Source organism: Shewanella sp. UCD-KL12 (assembly GCF_001957125.1).
GTDB lineage: Bacteria > Pseudomonadota > Gammaproteobacteria > Enterobacterales > Shewanellaceae > Shewanella.
In genome coordinates, this window is sequence record NZ_MPHJ01000001.1 from 1,122,666 (window position 1) to 1,147,904 (window position 25,239).

The window sequence follows — 25,239 nt, forward strand, 5'->3', positions numbered from 1 at the left end:
AATTCGGTTCCTTACTTGTCGACAGAAGCTAAGTCTAATGCGCTAATTACTTCAACAAGCGATTGATCTTTCAAGTTCTGCTGACCTCGGATAACAATTTGTTCTCCAGATTCGATCCCTGAAACTATCTCTACAGTGTCGGCTTCTCGGTACCCGAGTGAGACTTGGCGACGATCAACATTTGTTCCATCGATGACATAGAGCGCAAATTCGTTATCTTGATTAACAACGGCGTTGTAGGGAACGGTTATGACGTTGGTATGAGTGTCATATCTGAGCTCAACACGAGTAAACATGCCGGCTTTTAATTTTGCGGTCTGATTCGGGACTGATAGGGTGACTTTAAAGGTACCGCTTTGAGCATCAACAACAGGGCTGATCCGCAACACTTTGGCGTGTACAGTCTCTAGTGAATGTTTATTGGCAAACACTTGAGCATCTTGACCTAAACGTAAGCTTTGAAGTTGTTGCTCTGGAAGGTGCACGATGCCGTGTAGTTCATCTTGGTTAACGATATAGAAAAGTTCTTCAAACTCTTTAGCCATATTACCTGTTTTAACAAAACGAGTGGCTACTACGCCATCGATGGGGGAGCGGACCATGCTTTCTTCAACATGCAAGCCAGCAAGATCGCGTTTAGCAATAGCCGCTTGTAAATTGTATTCAAGCTTAGCCATAGAGTCGGCACTGATAAATTCTTTGTTACTCATTTTCTTTAATCGATTAAGTTCTTGCTCGATTATCTCTACTTCGGCTTGTGAGCGAGCCAAATCGTATCTCTGCCTTTTAGCATCGATGACTGCAAGCAACTGACCTTTAGTGACTCTGTCTCCCTCTTCAACTTTGATCTTTTCGATTAACCCTGCAATACGAGTTACCACCTTGGCCTCTTCAGGCGCTTCTAACGTGGCCGTTGTGCTATAGAAAGAGGAAACATCACCTTGAATGACGGTAGTGGTTTCAACAGGAACGGCATATTTCTCCTCCTCTTTAACTTCCTCTTCGCCACTACAAGCAGATAATACAGAGATAAGAACGAGAGGCAGGGCTAATTTAAATCTATTCATAGAGGTTGTTTTTTTGCTATTTGCTTGAGAAACAGTAGAGCCGACGTTAACTGATGTATTTAAAGAGTCCATGTAAAAATACCTTTGTTATTTATTCCAATTGTCACTACTTAAGCATAAGCCGTGCCATTATTTAATTTTCCCTAAATACAGTCACTTACAGTGTTTTTGGCTTTTGGTGACTAATTTGTTAAACACTTTGTAGCGAAAAGGTTTAAAAAATGATGCTTTTGACTAAAGAAAATTAAAAGCTTTATTAACAAGTGGTGCAAATAGCAATTGATACAAAATGTATCGGCAGTTGTTGAGCCTGTATTTGTTTTAGTGATAATCATAATTGCTTTTGCTGCATGTATTAGCCTGAGGCTTAGCGGGATAATGGATTACTTTAAGGAGTGAGCAATGAAGAAATTAGTCCTAGGGGCACTATTAACTTGTTTAATCGTGGCACCGTCATTACATGCTGAGAACTTACTCAAAGATGCGGTACGTTTTAATCGAGATGTTAAACAGAATAAGTGGAAATATAAGCATAAGTATCAGAAAGCTGAACGAAAAGTACATAAGACACAGGACGGAATTCGAGATTTTTCAGATGGCACTTATGTCGATAAACATATGGATAAGCTTGAGCATAACGCTGCAAGAAAAATAGATAGAGCTAAAGATAAGCTAGACCCACGAGATGAGATAGCTGATGAGATGCGTAGAGAGATAAATAAACGCAAACGAGAGGCTGTAGATAACTGGTTAGCAGATTGATTAAACAATAAGTTTGGTTAAATATCCTGCTAACTTGTGTAGTCGCTCCTTGTCTTCTTGATTTAGTTTTAGCCATCTCGTATTTAGTTCAGTATGATTTATGTCGATGAAAGTTGGAACAGGGCGCGATTTTAGAAGATGAATGATCTGATAATACGTAAATTTGAGAGTCATAAAGGCTTTGAAGAAGCTGAATTACTCTGGAAAATTAAGTTTGATACTATTCGGCAAGTGAATCGCCGTGACTACTCACAGAAGTTGGTTACTGCTTGGGCACCCACTGAGCAAGCACCAAAAGGTTGGCAAGAACGAGTCACACTTATGGACCCATTTATCGCTGAGCTATCTGGAAAGTTAGTGGGATTTGCAGATCTGCAGCCAGATGGTTATATCGATCATTTCTTTTGTCATCTCGAGCATCAAGGACAAGGCGTAGGAAGTGCCTTAATGAAGACGTTAATTCAGACAGCGAAGGTTAAGGGCTTAGGTAAAATGTACTCCCATGTCAGCATTACAGCCAAGCCTTTCTTTGAGCATTTTGGCTTTTTATCGGTTAAAGCTCAAGAAGTTGAAGTTAGGGGAGAGATATTGAGCAACTTTGTGATGGAGAAGAAGCTTAATGCTGCTAGCTGCTAGGAAGAGTCTAGACGTATATCGATTCCAAGATAAAACACAGGCAATAAAAAAGGCACTCAATGAGTGCCTTTTTTTATCAGTAATTAGTGACTAAATACTGAATGCTAATAGCTTTTGCTTATCGCTTGTCTTTAGCGATAAAACTACGCTCTGCGTCACCTGTGTATAACTGACGAGGACGGCTGATCTTATGACCAGGCTGATCAAGCATCTCTTTCCAGTGAGCAATCCAACCTACTGTACGCGCTAGGGCGAATAGTACTGTGAACATGCTTGTCGGAATACCGATAGCTTTCATGATGATACCTGAATAGAAATCAACGTTTGGATAAAGCTTCTTAGAGACGAAATACTCATCTTCAAGAGCAATACGCTCAAGTTCCATAGCAACATCAAGCAGTGGATCGTTAACTTTTAGTTCACTAAGTACTTCATGACAGGTTTCACGCATCACTTTAGCGCGAGGGTCAAAGTTCTTATAAACACGGTGTCCAAAGCCCATTAGACGGAAAGGATCTTCTTTATCCTTAGCACGTGCAATAAACTCAGGAATGCGATCAACGCTACCAATCTCTTCAAGCATATTGAGACAAGCTTCGTTAGCACCACCGTGTGCAGGTCCCCATAGTGATGCAATACCCGCTGCGATACATGCAAATGGGTTAGCACCTGAAGAGCCAGCTAAACGTACAGTCGATGTAGAGGCGTTCTGTTCGTGATCAGCATGCAAAATAAAGATGCGATCCATAGCGCGTTCAACGATTGGGTTAACCTTGTACTCTTCACACGGAACAGCAAACATCATGCTGAGGAAGTTACCTGCGTAGCTCAAGTCATTTCGTGGATAGACGAATGGCTGGCCGATTGAGTATTTGTAGCACATTGCTGCGATTGTCGGCATTTTTGAAACAAGACGGAATGCAGCGATTTCGCGGTGACGCTCATCGTTCACATCTAGTGAGTCTTGGTAAAATGCAGAAAGAGCACCTGTGACACCACAAAGCATTGCCATTGGGTGAGCATCACGTCTAAAGCCTCGGAAGAAGGCTGCAAGTTGCTCATTGACCATAGTGTGGTTTTTTACGGTATGAACAAACTGTTCATATTGAGTTTTTGAAGGCAACTCTCCGTATAGAAGCAAATAACACAGATCTAAATAATCTGAATCTACAGCAAGCTCACCAATCGGGTAACCGCGGTGTAGCAGTATCCCTTGAGCGCCGTCAATATATGTAATTGCTGATTCGCAGGAAGCTGTCGCGAGAAATCCTGGATCGAAGGTAAAATGACCCTTGCTACCTAATTTACTGATGTCGATAACATCAAAACCTGCCGTTCCTTTTTTTATTGGCAGATCGATTGAGTCATTCCCCGGCAGTTCCAACTTGGCTATATTATCAGCCATACCCGTTCTCCTTACTTCATTCTTATGTGAGTGCGGCTTATCAAACGCCAATACTGTACAGTGAATCTAGATCACATTTCAATTTAAATAACCGTTTAAATTTCTTAGACCATGGTCTTATTTCAGTCAAACCCTGTAACAGAACAGGAACTTGGCAGATTTTTTTACCAAAAAAACAAAATTTGCATAATGTGATGTTTGTATTTGACATTTCTCACGAGTATACTTGCTCCAGCTCAGAAGAGCCGCAGACGTTACCAGTTGGTTAGCACTTTTTTATAAGCTTAATTAGTGCCTTCTAATCCGATAACAATCTGTTTAACTTTTCTTTTGTGATGACTTTGAAATGTGAGTTATGTCACAGTTCGAAATTTGAGCAAAAGCGGATCGTATAACAAAAATATAGCTCAATTGAGCAGAGTGAGCAGAACGTGAAAAAGCAAAGACCTGTCCATCTAGATCTGCAGACCATACGCTTTCCTGCAACAGCGATTGCGTCCATTCTTCATCGTGTATCCGGTGTCATCATGCTATTTGCAGTTGGCATTCTTATCTGGTTGTTAAATGAATCTTTAGCATCCCCTGAGAGTTTTGCCGGCGTACAAGCCCTGTTTGATAACTTAGTGGTTAAGTTTGTCATCTGGGGAATTCTTACCGCATTGGGTTATCACATCATCGTTGGCATACGCCATCTGATTATGGATACCGGCCGCTGGGAGGAGCTTGCCTCTGGCATCGCTTCGGCAAAAGCCGCATTCGCATTGTCAATTGCGTTTTCAATCATTGTGGGGATTTGGGTATGGTAACTAATGCAGCGAGTCTTGGACGCAGCGGTGTTCATGACTTTATTCTTATACGCGCAAGTGCAATTATTTTAACACTTTACACCATCTTTTTGGTTGGGTTTATTGCCACTAGCTCTCCTCTTACCTATGACGCATGGCATGGTTTGTTCAGTGGATTACCAATGAAGGTATTTACACTGCTGGCGCTTGTTTCGATTCTAGTCCACGCATGGATTGGTATCTGGCAGGTGCTTACCGACTACGTAAAGCCGTTAATGCTTCGTGGTGTACTTCAGTTTGTTTTTGTCGTAGCAGCCTTCTCATATTTGGCGGCAGGCATTGTGATAGTGTGGGGTGTTTAAGTGAGTATTCCAGTTCGCGAGTTTGATGCAGTCGTTATTGGCGCCGGTGGCGCAGGTATGCGAGCAGCACTACAGATTTCTAAAGAAGGTAAGAGCTGCGCGCTTTTATCAAAAGTTTTTCCAACACGTTCTCATACTGTATCTGCGCAGGGTGGTATTACCGTAGCACTTGGTAATGCCCACGAAGATCATTGGGAACAACACATGTACGATACCGTTAAAGGTTCTGATTTTATCGGTGACCAAGAAGCCATTGAGTTCATGTGTAAGACAGGTCCTGAAGCCGTTATAGAACTGGAGCAGATGGGTCTTCCATTTTCTCGTTTTGATAATGGCAAAATCTACCAGCGTCCTTTCGGTGGCCAGTCAAAGAATTTTGGTGGCGAGCAAGCTGCTCGTACCGCTGCAGCGGCTGACCGCACAGGTCATGCATTGCTTCACTGCCTTTATCAGCAAAACGTTAAGCATAAGACCGAAGTTTTCTCTGAATGGTATGCACTCGATCTTGTAAAGAACGAAGAAGGTGCAATTGTAGGTTGTACTGCCATTGATATAGAAAGCGGCGAAATCGTTTATTTCAAAGCGAAGGCGACTATTCTTGCTACGGGTGGTGCTGGGCGTATTTTCGCTTCTACGACCAATGCTCACATTAACACTGGTGACGGTGTTGGTATGGCTATGCGTGCTGGCGTTCAGATGCAAGATATGGAGATGTGGCAGTTCCACCCAACCGGTATTGCTGGTGCGGGGGTACTTGTTACTGAAGGTTGTCGTGGTGAAGGTGGATACCTACTTAACAAAGACGGCGAACGCTTCATGGAGCGCTATGCGCCTAACGCGAAAGATTTAGCCTCTCGCGACGTAGTCGCTCGTTCGATGATGACTGAAATTCGTGAAGGCCGTGGTCTTGATGGTCCTTTAGGTCCGCATTGTCTACTTAAGTTAGATCATTTAGGCAAAGAGACACTAGAAGCACGTCTTCCTGGTGTATGTGAACTGTCACGTACCTTTGCTCACATTGACCCTGCAGATGGGCCAATCCCTGTACTACCAACGTGTCATTACATGATGGGTGGTTTGCCTGCTAAAGTGAGTGGACAAGTTATTCGTCAAAATAGCGATGGTACTGAGCAAGATGTTGTTGGTCTTTTCGCTGTTGGTGAAATTGCCTGTGTATCAGTACATGGCGCTAACCGCCTTGGTGGTAACTCACTACTTGATTTAGTGGTATTTGGCCGCGCAGCGGGTCAGCACTTAGGTAAAGCGCTTGATGAAACTGCAGATCCTAAAGATGCGAGTGAAGCAAACATTGCTGAATCTCTTGAGCGTTTGAACCGCTGGGAAAGCAACAAAGATGGTGAAGACCCTGCACAAATCCGTAAGGACTTGCAGCTTTGTATGCAGCTAAACTTCTCTGTATTCCGTAGCGGTGACGCGATGGCGGAAGGGCTAAAAGAGCTTAAGGCAATTCGTGAGCGTCTAAATAACGCTAAGCTTTCAGACAACTCAACTGAGTTTAATACTCAGCGTATCGAGTGTTTAGAGTTAGATAACTTGATGGCTACGGCAATCGCTACCGCTTATGCGGCTAACTACCGTACAGAAAGCCGTGGTGCTCACTCTCGTGAAGATTTCCTCGACCGTGATGATGAAAACTGGTTATGCCACAGTGTCTTCGACCCGGTTTCTGAAGAGATGGCTAAACGTGATGTGAACATGGAGCCTAAGCTTCGTGATGCCTTCCCACCGATTAAGCGTACTTACTAAGGAGATTGAGATGAATTTGAATATCGCAATTTATCGTTATAATCCTGATGTAGACGCTAAGCCGTATATGAAGGATTACACGTTGGAAGTCGCTGAAGGTAGCGACATGATGATTCTTGATGCGCTTATGCTGCTAAAAGAGCAAGATCCAACACTCGCTTTCCGTCGCTCATGCCGAGAAGGTGTTTGTGGTAGTGACGGTCTGAATATGAATGGTAAAAACGGCCTAGCGTGTATCACGCCAGTGTCTACATTCAAAGGTAAGAAAATAGAGATCAGACCACTGCCAGGTATGCCAGTTATCCGTGATCTTATTGTGGACTTATCTCAGTTCTACAAGCAGTATGAAAAGATCAAGCCGTATCTGATTAATGATGAAAAAACGCCTGCGCGTGAGCATCTGCAATCGCCTGAAGAACGTGAACATTTAGATGGTCTTTATGAATGTATCATGTGTGCTTGTTGTTCTACCGCTTGCCCATCATTTTGGTGGAACCCTGATAAATTTATCGGTCCAAGTGGCTTGTTACATGCCTATCGATTCCTTATCGATAGCCGTGATACAGCAACTGAGGAACGCTTATCAGAGCTTGATGATGCATACAGCGTATTCCGCTGCCATGGCATCATGAACTGTGTGGATGTTTGTCCTAAGGGACTTAATCCAACTAAAGCGATTGGACATATTAAGTCTATGTTGCTGAAGAGAGCAGTATAAATGCAAGACAAAGAGCTAATAGCAATAATTATATAGCTCGAACTGAGTCACTTCTCCTGTGAGAAGTGGCTCTTTTGTGTAATGGAACTACAATATGCCGTGAAATCTGGAACTCTAGGGGCGGCAAATGATGTGTGTCTCTCGTCTGTTTTTTTGTTGAGTATGACTAGAGTGCATATATAAAACTTTGGCTAAAAACGTGTATAAAGTTTGAAAGGAATAGAAATGCACCAAGGCATCATGAAAGCCTGGCTCGAATCATCACACCTAAGTGGTGCCAATTCGACCTATGTAGAAGAGATGTATGAAGCCTATCAAGAAGACCCTCAGTCTGTTGCAGAAGACTGGCAAGTGGTGTTTGATAACCTCCCTCATGCCAATGGCGCATCAACAGATGTTCCTGAAGCTGCCCACTCAAAAGTACGTGACTATTTTCGTAGCCTTGCACTTGAAGGACGTCAAAAGGGCTTAGCCCGTGCGACCGATCCTGAAGTTGATGCTAAGCAAGTTAAAGTCCTACAGATGATCAACGCTCACCGTTTCCGTGGCCACCAGAATGCGAATCTTGACCCGCTGGAGCTTTGGAAGCGTGATACTGTCTCTGAACTGGACCCTGCCTACCATGGTTTAACTGGCGAAGATATGCAGCGTGAATTCAATACAGGCTCATTTGCTCATGGTGGTGACACCATGAAGCTTAGCGATCTTGTTAGCGCACTGAAAGCGACATATTGTGGCTCAATCGGTGCTGAATACATGCACATTACTGATACTGAAGAGAAGCGCTGGCTGCAACAAAGGTTAGAACCTTCTTTAGGTAGAGCTAATTACGACAAAGTATCTAAGACCCGTATTCTTCAAGGTTTAAATGCCGCTGAAGGTATGGAAAAGTATTTAGGCGCTAAATTCCCTGGCGCGAAGCGTTTCTCACTCGAAGGTGGCGATGCGCTCGTCCCTATGATGCGAGAAATTATCTATCGTGCGGGTGAAGAGGGCACTAAAGAAGTTGTCGTTGGTATGGCCCACCGTGGTCGTCTTAACTTATTGGTTAATATCTTAGGTAAAAAACCTGCTGAGTTATTTGACGAATTTGCGGGTAAGCATAGCGAACTTAACGGTTCTGGTGATGTTAAGTATCACCAAGGTTTCTCCTCCGATTTTGAAACGCCAGGCGGCAATGTTCATCTTGCCCTTGCATTCAATCCATCGCACCTTGAAATCGTTAACCCAGTGGTTATGGGCTCAGTTCGTGCTCGCTTAGATCGCCGTGGATGTCCTGATGGCAGACAGGTATTACCTATCACCATTCATGGTGACTCTGCGATTACTGGTCAAGGTATCGTACAAGAGACGTTTAACATGTCTCAGACTCGCGGTTTTACCGTGGGTGGCAGTATTCGCATCGTGGTTAACAACCAGGTTGGTTTTACCACTAACTTAACCGAAGATGTGCGTTCTACTGAATACTGTACCGATATCGCTAAGATGGTTCAGGCGCCTATTTTCCATGTGAATGCTGATGACCCTGAAGCGGTCGCTTTTGTGTCGCAACTCGCCGTGGATTACCGCAATGAATTCAAGCGTGATGTGGTTATCGATCTGGTTTGTTATCGCCGTCATGGTCATAACGAGGCCGATGAGCCGAGTGCAACTCAGCCACTGATGTACGCAAAAATCAAGAAGCATCCAACGCCGCGCAAGATCTATGCAGATAGATTGATTGCTGAAAAGACGTTGGGTGCAGATGATGTCACTTCAATGATTAACGATTATCGTGATGCGCTTGATCATGGTGATTGCGTGGTTGATGAATGGCGTCCAATGACACTGCATTCTGTTGACTGGTCTCCTTATGTCAATAAAGAGTGGGATGATGAATATCCAGCTCAAATGGCTATGGAACGCATTAAGCACTTAGCTGACAAAATTAGCTATGTGCCTGAAAACCACAAGCTGCAATCTCGCGTAGCTAAGATCTATAAAGATCGTGCCTTGATGGCCAGTGGTGAGAAGCTTCTCGATTGGGGCTTTGCTGAAACACTCGCCTATGCGTCAATCCTTGAAGATCAGAAGCGCATTCGTATTACGGGTCAAGACGCTGGTCGTGGTACTTTCTTCCACCGTCACGCTGTTTTACATAACCAAAACGATGCTTCAGCTTATATGCCGCTGCGTAATATTGCCGAGAACCAAGGTCCTATCGATCTTATTGATTCGGTACTTTCAGAAGCATCTGTTCTTGCGTTTGAATATGGTTACGCAACCGCAGAGCCTGGTGGATTAACTCTTTGGGAAGCACAATTTGGTGATTTTGCCAACTGTGCCCAAGTTGTTATTGATCAGTTCCTCTCTTCTGGTGAGCAGAAATGGGGCCGCTTATGTGGTCTGACTATGTTACTGCCTCATGGCTATGAAGGTCAGGGACCAGAGCATTCAAGTGCACGTCTAGAGCGCTTCTTGCAGCTTTGTGCGAACCACAATATGCAGGTTTGTGTACCGTCGACACCTGCTCAGGTGTACCACATGCTTCGTCGTCAGGTCGTACGCCCAATGCGTCGCCCACTCGTCGTTATGTCGCCTAAATCTCTGCTTCGTCACCCATTGGCTGTGTCGAGCATGGAAGAGTTAGCCGAAGGCAGCTTCCAAACTGTGATACCTGAGATGGATAGCTTAGATAGCGCAGAGGTTGATCGCGTGGTGTTCTGTAGCGGTAAGGTTTACTTCGAGCTACTTGAAAGACGTCGTAAAGAGAATATTACTAATGTCGCTCTCATTCGTGTGGAACAGCTTTATCCGTTCCCACATGAGGACATGGTGCAGATACTGTCTCAATACCAGCACGTTAAAGATTTTGTTTGGTGTCAGGAAGAGCCTCAGAACCAGGGAGCTTGGTACTGTAGCCAGCACCACTTCTGGACTGCTATTCCTGCTGGTGCTCAGTTAACTTATGCCGGCCGTGAAGCATCTGCTGCCCCTGCATGTGGTTACCCTGCATTACACGCACAGCAGCAAGATTCTTTAATAAAAACAGCATTAAAACTTTAGTTACAAACAATTTAAAAAGGATAGCTCATAATGAGTATCGAAATTAAGGTACCCGTACTGCCAGAATCTGTTGCTGATGCAACTATTGCCACTTGGCATGTTCAAGCTGGTGAACAAGTTTCTCGCGATCAAAACCTAGTTGATATCGAAACTGATAAAGTTGTACTCGAAGTTGTTGCTCCAGAAGATGGATCTATCGCTGAATTTTTAGCCGAAGAGGGTGACACTGTTTTAGGTGAAGCTGTTATCGCTAAGTTTGTTGCAGGTGTGGTTGCCGGACAAGAAGTGACTAAAGCTGAAGCTGAAGCGCAAGCGCCAGAAGCGACAGAAGAGACAAGTGATGCTTTGAGCCCATCAGTTCGTCGTTTGATTGCTGAGCATAATGTTGATGCTAGCAAGCTTAAAGGCACTGGTGTTGGTGGTCGTATCACTAAAGAAGATGTTGAAGCATTTGTTAAAACTGCCAAAGCATCGCCAGCTCCAGTGGCGAGCGCACCAGCAGCGGTTGCACCTTTAGCTGACCGAAGTGAAAAGCGTGTACCTATGACGCGTCTTCGTAAGACGATTGCTAATCGCTTACTTGAAGCTAAAAACTCAACGGCGATGCTAACAACGTTCAACGAAGTTAACATGCAGCCAATTAAAGATATCCGTAAGCAATATCAAGATATCTTCGAGAAGCGTCACGGTATCCGTCTTGGTTTCATGTCTTTCTACGTGAAAGCGGTGACTGAAGCACTTAAGCGATTCCCTGAAGTTAATGCATCAATCGATGGTGATGATATTGTTTATCACAACTACTTCGATATCAGCATTGCAGTATCAACGCCACGTGGCCTAGTTACACCTGTACTTCGTGACACCGATACCATGAGCCTTGCTGACATCGAACGTAATGTTCGCGAATTAGCCCTTAAAGGTCGTGATGGCAAGTTAACCGTTGCTGATATGACTGGTGGTAACTTCACCGTGACTAACGGCGGTGTGTTCGGCTCACTTATGTCGACACCAATTTTGAACCTGCCACAAAGCGCTATCTTAGGCATGCACGCCATTAAAGATCGCCCAATGGCAGTCAATGGTCAGGTTGAAATTCAGCCTATGATGTACCTAGCACTATCTTACGACCATCGTATTGTTGATGGCCGTGAGTCAGTTGGCTTCCTGGTTGCTATTAAAGACTTCCTGGAAGACCCAACTCGTCTACTGTTAGATTTATAATAAAGTTGCAGTGACACAATATCAGCTACACGCTCAATTTGATGAGCAAGTAGCTGATATAACCCTCGTTACTGGCTCACTATAAGAGTCAGTTGGATTTGATAAGAAGTATACGGATAGATCATCATGAATTTGCATGAATATCAGGCAAAAGCCCTATTTGCCGAATATGGTTTACCAGTGTCAGAAGGTTTTGCATGTGATACAGCTCAAGAAGCTGTTGAAGCTGCAGGCCATATTGGCGGTGATATGTGGGTTGTTAAGTGTCAAGTACACGCAGGCGGCCGTGGTAAAGCCGGTGGCGTTAAAGTCACTGGCGATAAAGAAGAGATCCGCGCATTTGCTGAAAACTGGTTAGGTAAGAACTTAGTTACTTACCAAACAGATGAAAATGGTCAGCCAGTTGCTAAGATTTTAGTTGAGACTTGTACCGATATCGCTGAAGAGCTTTACCTAGGTGCTGTTGTTGACCGTGCGACTCGTCGCGTAGTTTTCATGGCCTCTACTGAAGGTGGCGTTGAAATTGAAACTGTGGCTGAAGAGACGCCAGAGTTAATTCATAAGGCTATCATCGATCCGCTAGTGGGCCCTCAGCCATACCAAGCACGCGATCTTGGCTTCAAGTTAGGTCTAAACCCAACTCAAATGAAGCAATTCACTAAAGTCTTCATGGGCTTAGCGAAGATGTTTGAAGATCATGATTTCGCGCTTCTTGAAATCAACCCACTTGTGATCACAGACGAAGGTAACATTCACTGTCTTGATGGCAAGATTGGTATCGATGGTAACGCATTGTTCCGTCAACCAAAAATTAAAGATATGCACGATCCATCGCAAGATGACGCTCGTGAAGCACATGCGGCTAAGTTTGAGCTTAACTATGTAGCACTAGACGGAAACGTTGGCTGTATGGTTAACGGTGCTGGCCTTGCTATGGGTACGATGGATATCGTAAACCTACACGGTGGCAAGCCTGCAAACTTCCTTGATGTTGGCGGCGGAGCGACTAAAGAGCGTGTAGCTGAAGCATTTAAGATCATTCTTTCTGATGACAACGTTAAAGCTGTTCTTGTGAACATCTTTGGCGGTATCGTACGTTGTGACATGATCGCTGAAGGCATCATCGGCGCTGTTAAAGAAGTGGGTGTTGAAGTACCTGTTGTTGTACGTCTTGAAGGTACAAATGCTGATCTTGGTCGTGAAGTTCTTGCTAACTCAGATCTTGATATTATCGCTGCTACAAGTCTTACTGACGCGGCTCAGCAAGTTGTTAAAGCTGCGGAGGGCAAATAATGTCTGTCTTAATCAATAAAGATACTAAAGTTATCTGTCAAGGTTTCACTGGCGGTCAAGGTACTTTCCATTCTGAGCAAGCTATCGATTACGGTACGCAGATGGTTGGTGGTGTTTCTCCAGGGAAAGGCGGCAAGGTTCACTTAGGTCTACCCGTTTTTAACACTGTTAAAGACGCAGTAGCTGAAACAGGTGCAACAGCATCTGTTATCTATGTACCAGCTCCATTTTGTAAAGATGCTATCTTCGAAGCTATCGATGGCGGCATTGAGCTTATCGTATGTATTACTGAAGGCATCCCAACTCTGGATATGCTTCAAGTTAAAGTTAAGCTTGAAGAGACTGGCGTTCGCATGATCGGTCCTAACTGTCCAGGTGTTATCACTCCTGGTGAGTGTAAGATTGGTATTATGCCTGGTCACATTCATAAGCCTGGTAAAGTCGGTATTGTTTCTCGCTCTGGTACGCTTACGTACGAAGCAGTTAAGCAAACAACTGATGAAGGTTTTGGTCAGTCTACTTGTGTTGGTATCGGTGGCGATCCAATTCCTGGTACTAACTTTATCGACGTATTGGAAATGTTTCAAAACGATCCACAGACTGAAGCAATCGTAATGATTGGTGAGATCGGTGGTACGGCTGAAGAAGAAGCAGCTGAGTACATCAAGGCTAACGTAACTAAGCCAGTTGTTTCATACATTGCCGGTGTAACAGCACCTGAAGGTAAGCGTATGGGCCATGCTGGTGCAATTATCGCTGGTGGTAAAGGTACAGCTGAAGATAAGTTTGCTGCTCTAGAAGCTGCAGGCGTAACGACAGTTCGTTCACTTGCCGATATCGGCAGTGCATTACGTACTAAGACTGGTTGGTAAATACCTCTCCGGTTTTAAAATAAAGGCGCCTAGGGCGCCTTTTTATTATCTTAAATCCAACAAGTTGCTTTCATTTCTTCACGGTTCCGTTAATAGCTTGGGCTCTAAATAACGACTGTCTAAGTTTGTATCCCTCTATACAGAAGCTATTCAGCCTCGAAGGCTATCCTATGTCTGATTTTAAGAAGTAATACTAATTGGTATTAGTTTCATTCATCAGATTTTGGATAACACATTGAATAAGAATAATAGAAGCTTTCACACTGTCCCCTTAATAATGTTAGCCGGCACCATTTCAAGTACTGTATCCGCGGGTGGCTTAAGCCTCTCTCAATTAGGTACTGCACAGAGTGTTGCTACAGCTGGAGTGGCCAATGTCACCAATAATAGCGATTCATCAGCTGTTATTGCTAACCCCGCAGGGCTCTCTGGTGTTAAAAGTGACAGTATGATGCTTGGCATGCAGTATTTAGATATCGGCTCTGAATTTGAACGTACCGCGGTAGGTGAGGGAACTTCAGGTAGCGCAGGCCAGTTTATGCCACACTTTTCCTATGCCAAACGATTAAACGATGATTGGGTTGCCGGTATAGGCATGCATTCCCCAGGCGGCTTAGGTATTACTTATGATAATAGTGTTGCAGGTGGGGTAAGCAATATCGTCAATGAAAACTATATATCTATGGTTAATGTCACGGCATCAGCTTCCTATCAGGTTAATGACAAACTCTCTTTAGGCGCTTCCTTGATTGCTCAGTATGCTGACATTAGAGTCGAGTTGTTTCAAGGCACAGGGCAGGAAAATACCATTGAAGGAAACAACTGGGCACCTTCATTTTCACTTGGGGCTATCTACCAACTCTCAGCCAAAACCAAGTTGGGTCTATCCTATGACTACGGCGGTAAGCATGACCTAGACTTAGCGACCCGCTTGCCTGAGCCCCAAACAATGGATGTTAATTGGCCTCAGAGTGTTGAGTTTGGGATTGCGCATCAAATCAGTAGTGATTTTACGTTTATGGTGAATGCAACTTGGCAACAGTGGAGCCGCTTCAATGACAAATATTCGGATACTTGGGGTGGGGGTATCGCTTTGAGTTATCAGTTAAGGGATTGGACACTTCAGTCTGGGTTCAGTGTGGATAGCAGCCCCCTAAACTCAGCAAACAGAGATGTTGTACTCCCCCTCGATCAGCAATGGCGATTTGGTTTAGGCGCAATGAAAACATTAGACTCAGGCTCTGTGCTAGGTATTGCTTATCAGTATCAATCTTTAGGGGATGCAGAAATTGATGGTGATGTGTATAACCCAATCCAGCCTGAGGGTTATTACAGCGATAATCGGATTCACTTCGTCTCAGTGTCGTTAAGTTTTTAATTGTCGGTATAGGTTCAAAGGAGAGACGGTTATCTATGTGCTGTAGATAGACCTATCCTTTGAACCTTAATGATGATGTCACCTTGCATATTATGCCCGCTGTTTTAGCTCTGCAGGCGATAATATATATAAGTCATCGCTGTAAAACTGCTCACTGCAACAGCTACTCCACCACGTGGACCAGACCTCATCGAGTGCTTTATTCTCTGTCAGTGCATTTGGACTTAGTGGCTTAATGAGACTGCCGGCAGAGATTAGTAAACCATAAGGGGAGCGACGCTTTATCATCTGAGGCATCAATTTTGCTGGATCATCTAACCCCATGCTGCCAACTAATTCATAGAAGCTTTCTAAAGTATTGTGATGGAAGTTTTTAACTCTTAAGCTCTTGTCTTCAACATTTATGGCTTTAGATCTTGCTCGGTCTTGTGTGGCAATTCCTGTTGGGCACAAATTAGTATTGCAGTGCCTAGACTGTACACAGCCTAGTGCGAACATCATGGTTCTTGCTGCATTTACGGTATCAGCGCCCATGGCTATTTTGCTCAGTAAATCGAAGCTAGAGGCCGTTTTTCCTGAGGCTATAATGCGTATCTTGTCCCTTAATCCAACACCAATTAAGGCATTGTGAACAAAGTATACTGCCTCAAGGCAGACCATACCTAATCGATTACTAAACTCGACAGGCGCTGCACCCGTTCCCCCCTCAGCGCCGTCAACAGTAATAAAGTCTGGCGTAATTCCGGTTTCTAACATAGCTTTACAGATACCTAAAAACTCGGCGGGGTTACCGAGACAAAGCTTAAACCCTACTGGCTTTCCGCCACTGAGTTTCCTTAAACGGCCAACAAAATTAAGCAGGGCAATAGGGCTGGTACATTCAGGGTTTACGGCTGGTGAGATGCAATCTTTGTCCATAGGGATGTGGCGAATAGAAGCAATTTCTCGAGTGATTTTAGCTTTTGGTAACACGCCCCCGTGTCCAGGTTTTGCACCTTGACTGAGTTTTATCTCGATCATTTTGATTTGCGGCCGCTTGGCCATGGTTTCAAAACTATCAGGGTTAAAGTTGCCCTCGTCGTCACGACAACCGAATAAGCCAGAGCCTATTTGCCACACAAGGTCGCCACCATGTTTAAGATGATAGGGGCTAGCGCCACCTTCGCCTGTATTGTGAAAGCAGTGTGCTTGTTTAGCGCCTAAGTTAAGGGCCTCAATAGCATTAGGGCTAAGTGAGCCGAAGCTCATTGCTGAGATATTTAAGTAGGAGGCTTGGTAGGGTTGAGTACACTCAGGCCCACCAAATGTAACGCGTTTACACTCAGAGGCTATTTGTTTTGGTGCAAGTGAGTGCCACAAACTTAAATAGTTTTCCTCTAACAAGTTACGTTGGCTACCGAAGGCAATCGTATCACGTACATTTTTTGCCCTTTGGTACACTAAAGAGCGTTGTTCTCGATTAAATGGACGCTCTTCGGTATCACTCGCAATAAAATATTGTTGGATCTCCACGCGGTAAGATTCCAGAAAGTAGCGAATGTAGGCCACCACGGGGTAGAGGCGATTTAGGCTATGGGGGCTAAACTTTATGTCGTAAAAGCCTATAAATGTGTAAGCCAGAGTGAATAGCAGTAGTATTAAGGCAAAAGCTGAGCCATTGCTATAGTAATAGCTTAGGCTTATGGCGTTGCCAATCGTTGCCATTGTCCAATAGATAACTTGCATTATGGTCATGAGCCGTCCTTGTTAAACATGCCTTCGCCGATTGAAAATACAATAACATAAATGATTATATTGATTAAAATCTGTCAGGTATATAAATTGGTTGCTTAATTAGATTACTTGCACTGAGTGAGACGCAAAGATAAAACAAGGAATAGTATGATCATCGCAGAGTCTGACAGATTAATTCTCCGTCATTTTGAAGAGCAAGATATTGAAAGTATCTTCTTGCTTAACAGCATCCCTGAGATTTTAACCTACATTCCAGGTGAGGCGATGGAATCCATTGAGCAAGCGAAGCAGATTTACCAAGATATGATCTTGGAAAATTATCGTGAGTTCGGTTATGGACGTTGGGCTGTCGAGCACAAAGAAGACAAGCAAGTTATTGGTTTTTGTGGCCCAAAATTTATCAGTGAGTTCAATGAAGTTGAGATAGGTTATCGCTATTTACCCCAATACTGGGGAATGGGCTATGCGCAAGAAGCGGGCAAAGCGGCATTGGCTCAGTTTCATCAATATGGCATAGAGGAAGCGATTGCGATTATCTTACTCGGCAATAAAGGCTCTGAAAATGTTGCGAAAAAACTTGGGCTCAAAGAAAGAGAGCGTAACCGATTTATGGGCCATAAAGTGACTATTTTTCATCGAAGCTTATAGTCGAGTATCGAGTCGATTACATTCAGCCATAAAAAAACCAGCAATAAAGCTGGTTTTTTATTAGAAACATAGGTTTATAACATAGACTTATGCGTCAGCGTGATCACACTCATCATTGGTACAAACACCGTACAGATATAAGCTATGGTTAGTTAGCTTGATGTTATGTTTCATGGCAATCTCGTCTTGGCGTGTTTCAATCATATCGTCCGTAAACTCAATGACTTTACCACAAGTAAGACAAACCAAGTGATCATGATGGTGGTTTGTTGCTAGTTCAAATACTGCCTTACCACTTTCAAAATGATGACGAGTTACAATGCCTGCATCATCAAATTGGTTTAATACGCGGTAAACCGTTGCAAGTCCAATCTCTTCACCAATCTCGAGTAGCTTTTTGTAGAGATCTTCAGCGCTGATGTGTTGGTTTTCGGGTCCTTGCATCAGTTCTAGAATCTTGACTCGTGGTAAGGTGACTTTTAAGCCCGCTTTCTTTAGCGCTTGATTTCCATCTGTCATTACTAATCTCTTGAGTGCAGAACCATCAGCTTAGCCGATTGTAGGTTCATTAGTGGATATTGAGTTCTATTATAGAGGTAAAATTAAAAACTTAAACCTCTTACGGACTATATCTTAGTATTATCATTACAAATGCAATAAATGGCGATAAATCAGAGATAAAGCATGCGATTTAAGCTTACTTTTTGTATTGTTATTACTGTGTTTATACTAACGCCTAGTATCGAATGTTAGATAAATGCGTCAAGCTTAACAGCCTATATTTAATTTGTGATAACGATAATAAAAAATAGTATGGAAGGACATCAGATGTATCGGCAAATAGTGATATTAACAGGTGCTGGAATTTCAGCTGAATCAGGGCTGAGAACTTTTAGAGATCAAGATGGGCTTTGGGAAGAACATAAAATTGAAGATGTAGCGACGCCTGAAGGCTATGCAAGAGATCCTGAGCTCGTAGACCGTTTTTATAATACTCGTTGGAATCAACTTCATAATGGTGATGTTGAACCTAATGAGGGTCACAAGGCACTCGCTCGCCTTGAGCAGGAGTTTGCCGGTGAGTTGTTAGTTGTCACACAAAATATTGATGATCTCCATGAGCGTGCTGGTTCTCGGCGGTTATTGCATATGCATGGTGAACTATCAAAGGGTCGCTGCCCGCGCTCGCGGCAAACTTTTATCCTTCGCGATCCTTTCGGGCCTGAGCATACGTGTACCTGTTGCATACCGGCGCAAAGGCTTCGTCCACATGTCGTATGGTTTGGTGAGATGCCAATAGGGCTTGACCGTATTCAGCATGCGCTAGATAGCTGCGATCTTTTTATTGCAATTGGTACCTCAGGGACTGTTTATCCTGCGGCCGGCTTTGTCGATACTGCAAATCACCATGGGGCTCAAACCGTAGAGGTCAATCTTGTTGAGGCGGATCGTCACAGTCTGTTTCAGTATCATCTACAGGGGAAAGCGAGTGAAATTTTGCCGCAATTAGTTGATAAGATATTAGCTGGAACTGTCATAAGCGATGAGGCATGAGCAAATGGAGGAAGCCTTAAGCAACGTTTTACCAAAGGAAAAAGATATAGAGCAGGTAGATACACCAGGTAGTAAGCGCGCGATCATCATGCGTGGCTTACCTGGGAGCGGTAAATCATTTTGGGTTGAACAGTTCTTGCAAACTCAAGGTATCGAACTTGCTTTAAAAACACGTGCTAGAGGGCTTTTTTCAACTGATAGTTTCTTTTACAACGGTGAGGATTATCGCTTCGATAGCAGTAAGCTATCTGAATACCATCAGCGTAACTTAACTGGGTTCATACAGGCGCTATCGGCAGCCGAGCCTCTTGTTATCTGTGATAATACTAATCTCGCCCATTGGGAGTTTATGGCTTATGAAGCTGCAGCTAAAGCCATGGGGTATCAAGTGAAAGTTGTGCTCGTTGGAGAGCCCTTAAATAAGGAGCATCAAGCATTGTGCGCGAAGCGAAATAGCCATGGTGTCAGCTTAAGTAATATTAAGCGGATGGCGAAAAACTTTGAATCACTTTAAGTCATAGTTTGTGAGTACAGATGCTCAAATACTACAGGGGAGAGAGCCGAGGTGATCTTTTGGCTCGCTTTTGTTGTTAAATCTAAATCAACCCAGCCGTCAGTCCCTAAAAATGCTAAGGATGTAATTGTCAGATTTTGAAAATTATCATCTTGGGAGGTATTTTTTGATTTAACCCAGTTGCCGCTGAGCCTGAAAATACCATGCTCTGTGTGTATTCTGCTGATGTTAAATGGTGCCATGGCATACTCTTTCTTTTAATTATTATGCAGATATCACCCAAGTAACCTTACCTAATACTCTACAACGTTTTATCGGGCCTATCTCTTGAGTCGATATACTCTCATTATTTTCACCTTTAAACCAAAGGTTTCCAGCGCTGTCTATATTCGCCAGTGTTTTAATCAATTGGCCTAACTTGGGGTGATTAAACAGATATATCGCGCCAAGTATTAATGTGGGGCGCTTATAGGCCCTCATGCAGAGAACAAAGCTACCCGCAGGAATACGAGGTTGCATACTGGCGCCTGTTACCCGGTAAAGATTTATTCCAAACATGAGTGCTCCTTAAATTAAAAATGCTTAAGTTAATTTTGGATAAACGAGCGTTTCTGAAGGCGGGTAAGGACAGGTCGCCTGATAGGTATCAACGCCTTTGGTTGCCCAAAATATTTCTGCAAATCGGTTTACCTTTTGTAGTAAAGCGATTGCCGCGTCTCGGTCTATATGCTGCTTAGCTTTAGATGCTGATAACATAATCTCGTGAGTCAATTCATGCAGCTCTGGATATTGGGTTAATTGAGGCTGTTTAATGTAATCCCCCCATATAACCGTAACCTCATCTTTAACCTTGTGGCCGTGCTTCTCTTTCTCGGTTACTAATCGAATAAAGTTGGCTTGCTCGTTACTACTTAAGCTCGGCTTTTGATTCAACTCTTCGAGTAAGTCGACCATACGAATCATAGTTAACACTGCCAGCTGAGCAGTAATCGGATCATAAATTTTGCAAGGGATATCGCAATGGGCGGAAGCACGCTGTAATGGTTTTTTACTGTCGAATTTATTCAATAATTTATATAGCATGTTCACCCCTTATTGATCTGAACCATTGGCCGCTTTTTGTCTGCGGTACAGAGTCACAGCGAGTCCAATAGCGGCAACTAGAGGCAAGATCCATAACAGATGGATCAGAGAGGCGGACCAATGCTGGTGATCATGACCTGGGTGAGCCATAACAAGTGGCGTAGTTAGGCTTGAAGTTAGCAGGGCAAAAAGGGCTAGTGCGGGTTTACTTTTCATTGATATGACCTTAAAAATTAGTGAACTTGCTGGGCTAAATATTTACTATTTATTATTCCTGAATGCTGCAACTGGCTCTGTTGATATAAGTACAACTCTTTGCAGCTCAGTGTTAATCCATGCAAAATAGCGGCATAGATTGCTTCATTATCAGATTGAGTGATGAGTCTGTTTTTTAATTGATGGTAGGGCACCATGATATGGGAGAGCTGAGCATCAGATCTGCCCAACTTACCGTAAAGCTCTGACAAGTTATGAGAGGTTGCTAGCCAGGCCATTAATACCTGCTCGTTGTTAGTATCTTCAGTGTAGAGAACATTTATTCTGGTCATTGCTATCAGATACTGCTGTTCGGCAGCAAGCCAGTCACCACATTTAAATGCTTGGTTCGCTTTAGCCATCAGGTGCCGCCAAGTTTCCATACTTTACTACTCCTATAATAAAACTAATTGCAAATGAGAATTAATATCATTATGGGGCTGAGATGGGTTTTGTAAAGTCGTGAGCAGAAATAAGATGAAAATTTACATTTGGAATGGAAAGCTGCAGGGGCATTTCGAAAGGTTATCTAAAAGCTCATTCACCTAAAAGCGGTAAGTGTTTAATATTGTGATAGCGCAGTGATAGAGAAAAGCAGTGCTTAAGCTGTGTCATAGGGATGAGATCATTCTTGTGGAAGACTATGGCTCGGTTATTTTCATAGTTAAAAGTGTCACCATAAAGCTCGTTAAAGGTCTCAATGAGTTGAGTTTTACAGTTAAAGCATATTCGGTATTCATCAGGAGATGAAGCCTTCCAGCTAAACCTAATCGTGCTGCCTTGCTTGAGAATATAACTCGGTTCTCCCCATTTCAATGCCTCTTCCAATTCGTCTTCACCTAACTCACTGGCTACATCAATAATAGCCTGCCTTATTACCATTAAGATCTTGGCTATTTCATCGGGGTAACTGTCGAACTTTTGCTCTATAAGAGGGTTCATTACTTTCTCTGTTGAATGTAATAAGTTAAGTATAGAGCTTATGTTGATTGATATTTATTAAGTTTGGGGAAAGTAAAAATGCCAGCATTACTGCTGGCATTAACTAGATTGCTTTTGCTAAGTTATTCGGCATCTGTTTTAGAGATATTGAATTGGCTATCAACAGACCATACTCGGTATCTCAATTCGCTACCTTCTGGTAGATAAAATACTTTAGCTAGTCGGCTATCGTACTTGATCTTCAGTTCATCTCTAAGTTGTACGAAAGCCTCTTTTTCTGCTTGCTTGAAACAAGCCATCATAGTCGTCGGCCCTTCGCTCATTGAGTCGACTTGATAATAGTTATAACCCCAACCTTGGACTGAGTGCTGCTTTAACTCGCCCATTAAACTGGCACCGTTACAGTCAACCATCTGAGTTCGACCTATCTGAATTTCAACCATGTAGTTCGCTTCATCATCAAGCTTTGGCAAAGTCAGGATATGTTGCTCCATGCCAGCTTCTGGCATTGGGAACATCTTAGTCGCTTCTTGCTCTTGATAATCTGATGAGCTGTAAGCCTGTGAAGTAATGATATTTTGGTTCAGCCCGCTTGGGTGTGCCGGGCTAGTCGCAGATGCATTGAATGATAAAAGAGACACAGCTAAAAGGGCTCCTGCAGAAAATGTAGTGGTTAAAGCGTTCTTAGCGGTATTAAGTGTCAATGAATTCATAAAATCTCCAAAAATATAAAAAGATGTTTCAGTTACCCCTATTAACGACAGGAAAATGAAAAGGGGTTAAATATTTTAAATTAATTTCACTTAAGAAGTGCACCACTTTAAAGCGTAAGCACCGTAAAAGTACATTAATCCTATTTAACCTCTACCTAACGTAATGATTTTTAATGATTAAACCTTTGGCATGTTGACTGCATTGCTATATGTAGCGCTGTGAAATAGCAAAATATATAGAATTTTATAATGCGGGGATGTGATTTATGCTGTTTGGTCGTAAAAACAGAAAGCCTATTGTGATCCCAAGTAAGCGAGTTGCCGAGTGGAAATACACGACGTGCAACTATTGCTCTACGGGCTGCTCAATTGAGATTGGACTCGATGAGCAGAAAAAGATTGTTACTACCCGTGGCCATGCAGGTGCGGATGTAAACCGTGGCAAACTTTGTATTAAAGGGATCTTAGAGCATGAGCTGTTTGAGAGCCCAGGCAGGGGGACCGAGCCGCTTATAAGAGATAAGCATTTTGAATCCTTTGAGCCTACTAGTTGGGATCATGCGCTAGATACCACAGCCAATAAGATAAAGGAGATTCAGGCAAAGTATGGCCGAGACGCTTTTGCCATTGTCTCCTCAGGTCAGCTGCTAACCGAAGAGTTCTATACCTTAGGTAAGCTGGCTCGCGGCGTGATTGGCACTAATAACTATGATGGCAATACCACTTTATGTATGGCCTCTGCTGTCAGTGGCTATAAGCGCTCATTTGGCGCTGACGGTCCGCCTGGCTGTTACGATGATTTTGAGCATACCCACTGTTTAATGGCTTTTGGCTCAAATTTGCCAGAACAGCACCCCATCATCTACTGGCGTTTAAAGGAGGCTCTGGAGAAACGTCACTTTCCACTGATTGTTGTTGACCCTAGAGTCACTATGCTGGCCCAGTTTGCCGATATTCATCTGCCTATTACACCTGGAACAGATTGTGTGCTGATCAACGCTATGCTGCATGTGATCATTAAAGAGGGGCTACAAGATAGAGCCTATATCGAGGCTCATACTCAAGGTTTTGATGACGTTGCATCGCTCGTTAGAGATTATAGTCCGGAAACGGCTCAACATATCTGCGGGATAGATGAAGATACCATACGAAATGTCGCTCGGATCTATGCCAAAGCGCCAGCTGCCATGAGTATCTGGACCATGGGAATTAATCAATCAACCCATGGCTCTGACGGTGTGGCAAATATTAATAACCTGAATATGATCACAGGCAATATTGGCAAACCTGGCGGCAGCAGTTTATCGATAACCGGTCAGTGTAATGCAATGGGGACGCGAGAGTGGTCATCGTGCTCCGGTTTGCCGGGTTATCGCTATCTGGAAAATGAGGAGGATCGCAATGAAATCGCTGATTTTTGGGGCATAGATCCGGAGTTTTTTCCTAAAAAACGTGGTCTGGCAGAAACCGATATTTTCCCTGCTATAGAAACTGGCGAGATAAAAGGTTTGTGGATCGTCGCCACGAACCCGATGACCTCTATGCCAAACACTGCTCGAATTCGTAAGGCGTTAGAGAAGTTAGACTTTTTAGTCATCCAGGATGTCTATGAAGATGTTGAAACGAATCAGTACTCCCACGTGTACTTTCCCGCTTCGGTTTGGGCCGAAAAAGAGGGCACGCATACCAATACCGAACGTAGGGTGAACTTGATCAGCAATGTGTTACCGCCCTATAAAAACTCTAAACCAGACTTTTGGATCTTTAATCAGCTCGCTAAGCGTTTTGACAATGGCCAGATGATCCATTTCCCTGAAACGTCTGAGGGCGCATTTGAGGAGATGAAGTACCTATCAAAAGGACAGTTATCTCATGGCGCGCCGCGTAACTTAGATATTTCAGGTATGAGTTACGACAAGCTTAAAGCGGCAAAGGGGATACAATGGCCATTTAGGGAAAGTGATGAGGGGCTAAAAGGGTCGCCAAGGCTCTATAGCGATGGTGTGTTTCCCACGCAGTCAGCTAAAGCGAACCTTATTCCTATCTATTTTTACAATAATAACGAGCAGCCATGCGATGAATATCCCTTCTGGCTCAATAGCGGCCGAGTGGTGGAGCATTTTCATACGCGTACTCGTACGGGAAAAATCGGCAACTGTAATAAATTCAGTCCAACCGCGTATATGGAGATGAATCCAGATGCGGCGAAGGCGCTAGGGGTTAAGCATCAAAGCTATGTGCGCTTAACCAGTAGGCGCGGTGATGCGGTTGTTATGGTGCAATTAACGCAGCGCGTTCCCCGAAACATGGTGTTTATCCCTTTTCACTATCACGATTGTGTCAACAGGCTCACCTTAGGTTTACTAGACCCTTACTCAAGGCAGCCCGCCTTTAAGCAGTGTAGTACCCGAATAGAAGCGATTGACCAAGTAGAAGCCGCCCGCATCAATGCTGAGCGAAGAGCATTTTAACTTGATAAGCACTG

The 25,239-nt window shown here is 43.6% G+C and carries 26 protein-coding genes; 15 read left to right on the forward strand and 11 right to left on the reverse strand.

The window, feature by feature from the left end:
• Positions 1-11: 11 nt before the first annotated feature.
• Positions 12-1,067 (reverse strand): efflux RND transporter periplasmic adaptor subunit, encoded by a 1,056-nt coding sequence (locus BM736_RS04695; protein WP_076409918.1) that lies wholly within the window; start codon positions 1,065-1,067, stop codon positions 12-14.
• Positions 1,068-1,469: 402 nt separating this feature from the next.
• Between BM736_RS04695 and BM736_RS04700 the strand changes: the two genes are divergently transcribed.
• Together BM736_RS04700 and BM736_RS04705 are read left to right on the forward strand one after the other, a co-directional pair.
• A complete protein-coding gene (locus tag BM736_RS04700; protein ID WP_076409190.1) occupies positions 1,470-1,829 on the forward strand; it encodes a hypothetical protein in 360 nt (119 codons plus the stop codon).
• Positions 1,830-1,967: 138 nt separating this feature from the next.
• Complete coding sequence (locus BM736_RS04705; protein ID WP_076409193.1) at positions 1,968-2,465, forward strand: GNAT family N-acetyltransferase; 498 nt, start codon at positions 1,968-1,970, stop codon at positions 2,463-2,465.
• Positions 2,466-2,583: 118 nt separating this feature from the next.
• On the opposite strand, the gene BM736_RS04710 is transcribed toward BM736_RS04705, so the two are convergent.
• Positions 2,584-3,870: a citrate synthase gene (locus BM736_RS04710; RefSeq protein ID WP_076409196.1), complete on the reverse strand. Its 1,287-nt coding sequence runs from the start codon at positions 3,868-3,870 to the stop codon at positions 2,584-2,586.
• 410 nt (positions 3,871-4,280) lie between these two features.
• Here BM736_RS04710 and sdhC point away from each other — a divergent pair, with 410 nt between their 5' ends.
• The 9 genes from sdhC to BM736_RS04755 all read left to right on the forward strand — a co-directional run bounded on the left by sdhC (position 4,281) and on the right by BM736_RS04755 (position 15,311).
• Positions 4,281-4,676, forward strand: coding sequence for a succinate dehydrogenase cytochrome b556 subunit (gene sdhC, locus BM736_RS04715; protein ID WP_143562318.1), 396 nt, complete (start codon positions 4,281-4,283; stop codon positions 4,674-4,676).
• A complete protein-coding gene (sdhD, locus tag BM736_RS04720) occupies positions 4,670-5,017 on the forward strand; it encodes a succinate dehydrogenase, hydrophobic membrane anchor protein (RefSeq protein WP_076409201.1) in 348 nt (115 codons plus the stop codon). Before sdhC ends, sdhD begins: the two co-directional genes overlap by 7 nt.
• A complete protein-coding gene (gene sdhA, locus BM736_RS04725) occupies positions 5,018-6,784 on the forward strand; it encodes a succinate dehydrogenase flavoprotein subunit (RefSeq protein WP_076409204.1) in 1,767 nt (588 codons plus the stop codon).
• Positions 6,785-6,794: 10 nt separating this feature from the next.
• On the forward strand, positions 6,795-7,502 hold the full coding sequence (locus BM736_RS04730) for a succinate dehydrogenase iron-sulfur subunit (RefSeq protein WP_076409206.1): 708 nt from the start codon (positions 6,795-6,797) through the stop codon (positions 7,500-7,502).
• 225 nt (positions 7,503-7,727) lie between these two features.
• Complete coding sequence (gene sucA, locus BM736_RS04735) at positions 7,728-10,547, forward strand: 2-oxoglutarate dehydrogenase E1 component (protein WP_076409208.1); 2,820 nt, start codon at positions 7,728-7,730, stop codon at positions 10,545-10,547.
• Between the two features lie 30 nt (positions 10,548-10,577).
• Positions 10,578-11,768, forward strand: coding sequence for a 2-oxoglutarate dehydrogenase complex dihydrolipoyllysine-residue succinyltransferase (gene odhB, locus BM736_RS04740; RefSeq protein ID WP_076409211.1), 1,191 nt, complete (start codon positions 10,578-10,580; stop codon positions 11,766-11,768).
• Between the two features lie 126 nt (positions 11,769-11,894).
• On the forward strand, positions 11,895-13,061 hold the full coding sequence (gene sucC, locus BM736_RS04745; protein ID WP_076409214.1) for an ADP-forming succinate--CoA ligase subunit beta: 1,167 nt from the start codon (positions 11,895-11,897) through the stop codon (positions 13,059-13,061).
• Complete coding sequence (sucD, locus tag BM736_RS04750; RefSeq protein WP_076409217.1) at positions 13,061-13,933, forward strand: succinate--CoA ligase subunit alpha; 873 nt, start codon at positions 13,061-13,063, stop codon at positions 13,931-13,933. Before sucC ends, sucD begins: the two co-directional genes overlap by 1 nt.
• A 235-nt stretch (positions 13,934-14,168) precedes the next feature.
• Positions 14,169-15,311, forward strand: coding sequence for an OmpP1/FadL family transporter (locus BM736_RS04755; protein ID WP_256717718.1), 1,143 nt, complete (start codon positions 14,169-14,171; stop codon positions 15,309-15,311).
• Positions 15,312-15,401: 90 nt separating this feature from the next.
• Here BM736_RS04755 and BM736_RS04760 read toward each other — a convergent pair whose 3' ends face one another.
• Complete coding sequence (locus BM736_RS04760) at positions 15,402-17,045, reverse strand: FMN-binding glutamate synthase family protein (RefSeq protein WP_076409222.1); 1,644 nt, start codon at positions 17,043-17,045, stop codon at positions 15,402-15,404.
• Positions 17,046-17,192: 147 nt separating this feature from the next.
• On the opposite strand from BM736_RS04760, the gene BM736_RS04765 reads away from it, so the two are divergent.
• Positions 17,193-17,693, forward strand: coding sequence for a GNAT family N-acetyltransferase (locus BM736_RS04765; protein ID WP_179079007.1), 501 nt, complete (start codon positions 17,193-17,195; stop codon positions 17,691-17,693).
• Between the two features lie 87 nt (positions 17,694-17,780).
• On the opposite strand, the gene fur is transcribed toward BM736_RS04765, so the two are convergent.
• Complete coding sequence (gene fur / locus BM736_RS04770; protein ID WP_076409225.1) at positions 17,781-18,212, reverse strand: ferric iron uptake transcriptional regulator; 432 nt, start codon at positions 18,210-18,212, stop codon at positions 17,781-17,783.
• Between the two features lie 309 nt (positions 18,213-18,521).
• On the opposite strand from fur, the gene cobB reads away from it, so the two are divergent.
• Complete coding sequence (gene cobB, locus BM736_RS04775) at positions 18,522-19,247, forward strand: Sir2 family NAD+-dependent deacetylase (protein ID WP_076409228.1); 726 nt, start codon at positions 18,522-18,524, stop codon at positions 19,245-19,247.
• A gap of 88 nt (positions 19,248-19,335) precedes the next feature.
• A complete protein-coding gene (locus tag BM736_RS04780) occupies positions 19,336-19,761 on the forward strand; it encodes an AAA family ATPase (protein WP_076409922.1) in 426 nt (141 codons plus the stop codon).
• Here the strand turns inward: BM736_RS04780 and BM736_RS04785 are convergent.
• The 7 genes from BM736_RS04785 to eco form a co-directional block, all read right to left on the reverse strand.
• Positions 19,758-20,003, reverse strand: coding sequence for a hypothetical protein (locus BM736_RS04785; protein WP_076409230.1), 246 nt, complete (start codon positions 20,001-20,003; stop codon positions 19,758-19,760). The two genes, BM736_RS04780 and BM736_RS04785, sit on opposite strands and share 4 nt — an antisense overlap.
• 22 nt (positions 20,004-20,025) lie before the next feature.
• Positions 20,026-20,319, reverse strand: coding sequence for a S24/S26 family peptidase (locus BM736_RS04790; protein ID WP_076409233.1), 294 nt, complete (start codon positions 20,317-20,319; stop codon positions 20,026-20,028).
• Between the two features lie 24 nt (positions 20,320-20,343).
• Positions 20,344-20,844 carry a superoxide dismutase, Ni gene (gene sodN / locus BM736_RS04795; protein WP_076409235.1) on the reverse strand — a complete coding sequence of 167 codons (501 nt, stop codon included), beginning with the start codon at positions 20,842-20,844 and terminating at the stop codon, positions 20,344-20,346.
• A gap of 9 nt (positions 20,845-20,853) precedes the next feature.
• Positions 20,854-21,060 (reverse strand): hypothetical protein, encoded by a 207-nt coding sequence (locus tag BM736_RS04800; RefSeq protein ID WP_076409238.1) that lies wholly within the window; start codon positions 21,058-21,060, stop codon positions 20,854-20,856.
• Between the two features lie 17 nt (positions 21,061-21,077).
• Positions 21,078-21,482: a hypothetical protein gene (locus tag BM736_RS04805; RefSeq protein WP_076409241.1), complete on the reverse strand. Its 405-nt coding sequence runs from the start codon at positions 21,480-21,482 to the stop codon at positions 21,078-21,080.
• A 154-nt stretch (positions 21,483-21,636) separates the two neighbouring features.
• On the reverse strand, positions 21,637-22,041 hold the full coding sequence (locus BM736_RS04810) for a DUF1801 domain-containing protein (RefSeq protein ID WP_076409243.1): 405 nt from the start codon (positions 22,039-22,041) through the stop codon (positions 21,637-21,639).
• A 122-nt stretch (positions 22,042-22,163) separates the two neighbouring features.
• On the reverse strand, positions 22,164-22,754 hold the full coding sequence (gene eco, locus BM736_RS04815) for a serine protease inhibitor ecotin (protein WP_076409246.1): 591 nt from the start codon (positions 22,752-22,754) through the stop codon (positions 22,164-22,166).
• A 266-nt stretch (positions 22,755-23,020) separates the two neighbouring features.
• On the opposite strand from eco, the gene BM736_RS04820 reads away from it, so the two are divergent.
• Positions 23,021-25,225, forward strand: a complete 2,205-nt coding sequence (locus BM736_RS04820; RefSeq protein WP_076409249.1) for a molybdopterin oxidoreductase family protein — start codon at positions 23,021-23,023, stop codon at positions 25,223-25,225.
• The last annotated feature ends 14 nt before the right edge of the window (positions 25,226-25,239 follow it).

What these genes read in the sequence shown, in the direction of transcription:
- sucC (WP_076409214.1), top strand. Translation starts at nt 11,895, where the DNA reads ATGAATTTGCATGAATATCAGGCAAAAGCCCTATTTGCCGAATATGGT.
- cobB (WP_076409228.1), top strand. Translation starts at nt 18,522, where the DNA reads ATGTATCGGCAAATAGTGATATTAACAGGTGCTGGAATTTCAGCTGAA.
- BM736_RS04810 (WP_076409243.1), bottom strand. Translation starts at nt 22,041, where the DNA reads ATGAACCCTCTTATAGAGCAAAAGTTCGACAGTTACCCCGATGAAATA.
- eco (WP_076409246.1), bottom strand. Translation starts at nt 22,754, where the DNA reads ATGAATTCATTGACACTTAATACCGCTAAGAACGCTTTAACCACTACA.
- BM736_RS04790 (WP_076409233.1), bottom strand. Translation starts at nt 20,319, where the DNA reads ATGTTTGGAATAAATCTTTACCGGGTAACAGGCGCCAGTATGCAACCT.
- BM736_RS04710 (WP_076409196.1), bottom strand. Translation starts at nt 3,870, where the DNA reads ATGGCTGATAATATAGCCAAGTTGGAACTGCCGGGGAATGACTCAATC.
- BM736_RS04820 (WP_076409249.1), top strand. Translation starts at nt 23,021, where the DNA reads ATGCTGTTTGGTCGTAAAAACAGAAAGCCTATTGTGATCCCAAGTAAG.
- odhB (WP_076409211.1), top strand. Translation starts at nt 10,578, where the DNA reads ATGAGTATCGAAATTAAGGTACCCGTACTGCCAGAATCTGTTGCTGAT.
- BM736_RS04700 (WP_076409190.1), top strand. Translation starts at nt 1,470, where the DNA reads ATGAAGAAATTAGTCCTAGGGGCACTATTAACTTGTTTAATCGTGGCA.
- BM736_RS04760 (WP_076409222.1), bottom strand. Translation starts at nt 17,045, where the DNA reads ATGACCATAATGCAAGTTATCTATTGGACAATGGCAACGATTGGCAAC.
- BM736_RS04785 (WP_076409230.1), bottom strand. Translation starts at nt 20,003, where the DNA reads ATGGCACCATTTAACATCAGCAGAATACACACAGAGCATGGTATTTTC.
- sdhD (WP_076409201.1), top strand. Translation starts at nt 4,670, where the DNA reads ATGGTAACTAATGCAGCGAGTCTTGGACGCAGCGGTGTTCATGACTTT.
- sodN (WP_076409235.1), bottom strand. Translation starts at nt 20,844, where the DNA reads ATGCTATATAAATTATTGAATAAATTCGACAGTAAAAAACCATTACAG.
- BM736_RS04765 (WP_179079007.1), top strand. Translation starts at nt 17,193, where the DNA reads ATGATCATCGCAGAGTCTGACAGATTAATTCTCCGTCATTTTGAAGAG.
- BM736_RS04800 (WP_076409238.1), bottom strand. Translation starts at nt 21,060, where the DNA reads ATGAAAAGTAAACCCGCACTAGCCCTTTTTGCCCTGCTAACTTCAAGC.
- BM736_RS04805 (WP_076409241.1), bottom strand. Translation starts at nt 21,482, where the DNA reads ATGGAAACTTGGCGGCACCTGATGGCTAAAGCGAACCAAGCATTTAAA.
- BM736_RS04705 (WP_076409193.1), top strand. Translation starts at nt 1,968, where the DNA reads ATGAATGATCTGATAATACGTAAATTTGAGAGTCATAAAGGCTTTGAA.
- BM736_RS04695 (WP_076409918.1), bottom strand. Translation starts at nt 1,067, where the DNA reads ATGAATAGATTTAAATTAGCCCTGCCTCTCGTTCTTATCTCTGTATTA.
- sucA (WP_076409208.1), top strand. Translation starts at nt 7,728, where the DNA reads ATGCACCAAGGCATCATGAAAGCCTGGCTCGAATCATCACACCTAAGT.
- fur (WP_076409225.1), bottom strand. Translation starts at nt 18,212, where the DNA reads ATGACAGATGGAAATCAAGCGCTAAAGAAAGCGGGCTTAAAAGTCACC.
- sucD (WP_076409217.1), top strand. Translation starts at nt 13,061, where the DNA reads ATGTCTGTCTTAATCAATAAAGATACTAAAGTTATCTGTCAAGGTTTC.
- BM736_RS04780 (WP_076409922.1), top strand. Translation starts at nt 19,336, where the DNA reads ATGCGTGGCTTACCTGGGAGCGGTAAATCATTTTGGGTTGAACAGTTC.
- BM736_RS04730 (WP_076409206.1), top strand. Translation starts at nt 6,795, where the DNA reads ATGAATTTGAATATCGCAATTTATCGTTATAATCCTGATGTAGACGCT.